Genomic DNA, 2,787 nt, shown 5'->3' with positions numbered 1-2,787 from the left:
GCGTGTTGGTGTGTTGTTTCCTGCACAGGGTGGGGTTGGGTGTTTGGTTGTGCACATTCGGTGTTCGGTAGGGTTGGATGTCAGTGCCTTCTTATAGAATATGTTTATGGAAGCAACGGCGAGGGTGCCGGAATATCCGGGCTCTTCTTCAAAGAATTTGCGGGTTGGTGGACACGTACACCAGCTCTTGAATCTCGCCCACGCCTTGAGCAACGCCAGCACTTGCACCCCTGGTAGTTCAGCCCCGAGCGCTTCCTCCCCGACAAGTACGGCTTCCTCCCCGACAGGGACGGCAACGCCAGAAGAACCAGCTGAACCCACAGGGCAGGCGGGCCGTACAGGGCCAGGAGGCCCTACAACACGGGCTGAGTCGACAGGGTCAGGAGATGCTGCCGGGCCGGTCGGGTTGGTAGGTGTTCAGGGCTTTTCCGGGGTTCCGTTGGGGATGGATGTGGGGGTGTTGGATGATGCTGAGTGTGTGCAGTGGGCCCGGGACTTGGAAGGATTACTCCGTTTCGGGCAGGCTTTAGCGGTGCAGATTGCCGGTGAGCTGGCCCATCGAGTGGAAGCAGGGCGCTACGCCAGTTCCGGGGTTCGTAGTCCTGTGGACATGCTGGTGCAGTCACTGAGAGTCAGTGCTGGTGAAGCGCATCGCCGGCTGCGCCTGGCCCAGGCAGTGTTACCGGTCCGGGACGTGTTGAGCGCGGATGCCGCCCCGGTGGCTCAAACGGTTTTGGCACAAGCGTTCTTCACGGGCGAGGTGTCCCAGGAAATGGGGTTGCTGCTGGCAGGGTTCATCGATGAAGCCCAGCGGTTGGCCAGCCACGGGCAGATCAGCCCGGAGATCCCTGAGGAAGTCGAGGAGGCGTTGGTGGAGACGGGGCGGGAGGAAAGCCCAGACTTCACCCGTCAGCTGGGGAACCGGATCATTAGCCATCTTGATCCTGACGGGCACAAACCCAGTCATGGGGACTTGCTCGCTAAACAAGGATTGTTCTTCCGTAAACCACGCCGTGGGCTCATTCATTTCGAGGGGCACATGACTATCGCTCAACACGAACAACTCATGGTCGCCATTGGCACCGCGACCAACCCCAACAAACACAAAAACATCAACACCATCAACACCACAGAGCCCGAGGACCCAGCCCAAACAACTAGAACAACTGGAACTGCTGGAACGGTTGGAACTGTTGGAACGGTTGGAACTGCTGATCGGCAGCGGCACGCCAGCACTGCCGACGGGCAAGACACGGGCAGACACAGCGCCAGCACCCCCAACGCGAGTGAGTCCAACGTGAGCGGGATGTATGGCGCTGAAGGCCAAGGGTGTTCAGGCATCGGCAGCCAGGACAAAGACCCGGGCGGGGGCCAGGACAAAGACCCACACAGCGGCCAAGACCGGGGCCAGGACAAAGGCCCAGGCGGCGGCCAAGTTAAAGACCCGGGCGGCGGCCAAGATAGTGCTTGTGATGATGGTGCTGGACGTGATGGTGTCGGGCGCGGCGGCCTGTGTGATCAGCTCCAAGGAATATTCGGGCTCTTCACCACCACCCCCAACCCCAACACCCCCGGCAATCCCGACAGCCCCGGTAGTCCCGGCATCCCCGGTAGTCCCGGGAATCTCGGCAATTCGGGTAGTGACAAGGCCGCTGAGGTGGGGCGGGACCATGCTGCGGCGTCTCTTTCCTGCCAGGATGTGCAAGGGGCCAGCAGGCTGGGTTCACCTCGCGGAGGTTCGGTGCAGCACTCTGTGGTTCCTGGCCTCAACGGGTTTCGAGCCGGTCAGGGATGGCGTCGGCGCTTGGAAGTGTGGGAGATCCCGCCTTGCCCGCCCAATGCCCCGGCCGATGCTGTCCCGCCGGTCTTTGAAGGCGATCAATGGTTCTGGTTCCCCACCCCTGCTGCCATCTCGAATGGTTGGGAACCCCGCGGCCAAAACACTGACTTCGATATCTGGGAAACCACCACACCACCAGCGCCAGAACCTGCCCAGACTTCGGTGCCAAGCAGAGACGGGGAGAATCCACACGCGGACGAACCCCCACACGAAGACCAGGGCAACGGGGACCAGGGCAGCGGGGACCAGGATTGGGGTGTGCACCTGGTGGACGGGGTGCGGATTCCCTTCCCCGGAAACGGAGAAATCATCGAAGGACTGGACCCCACCGATCCGGACAGTACCGACCCGGTCGTGAAGGATGACCGCACCCGGGCCCAAAAACTCCTCGACGGCCTACTGGACTGCGTCGCTCTGGCAGCACGCACCGGCCGACTGCCCCTCAATGGCGGGCTGAAAACACAATTGATCCTCACCACCACCCAAGCCGAACTAGACCGCAGCGACGGTACCGGCACCAACTTCACCACCTACAACGGGCCCATGTCCTTACACCTCTTCAACCAAGCCCTCTGCGACCCAGAGATCACCACCATGACCATGGGGGAAGGAGCCCAAATCCTCAACGTCGGCCGCACCCAACGACTCTTCACCCCAGCCCAACGCAAAATACTCTTCGCCCGCGACCTCGGCTGCTCGTTCCCGGACTGCACCGCCATAGCCCCCTGGACCGAAGCCCACCACATCACCCCCTGGCAACAAGGCGGCGAAACAAACATCAACAACGCCGCCCTACTCTGCGCCCGCCACCACACCCTGCTCCACAACAGCACCTGGCACGCCACCCTCATCAACGGCACACCCCACTACACCGCCCCCTACCCCCTCGACCCCCAACAAACACCACGCCGCAACCACTACCACCACGGCCTCCCCAAAAAGACAGT

1 protein-coding gene is annotated in these 2,787 nt (G+C 61.9%); it reads left to right on the top strand.

The annotated features are described in order from the left end of the window. Window positions 1-457: 457 nt before the first annotated feature. A partial coding sequence (locus tag JMA46_RS16610) for an HNH endonuclease signature motif containing protein (RefSeq protein WP_207346457.1) occupies window positions 458-2,787 on the top strand: 2,330 nt, incomplete at its 3' end.

It is taken from the genome of Arthrobacter sp. E3 (genome assembly GCF_017353415.1).
Lineage (GTDB): Bacteria > Actinomycetota > Actinomycetes > Actinomycetales > Micrococcaceae > Specibacter.
The sequence above is the reverse complement of the archived record's forward strand: the minus strand, read 5'-3'. Positions and strand labels throughout refer to the sequence as shown.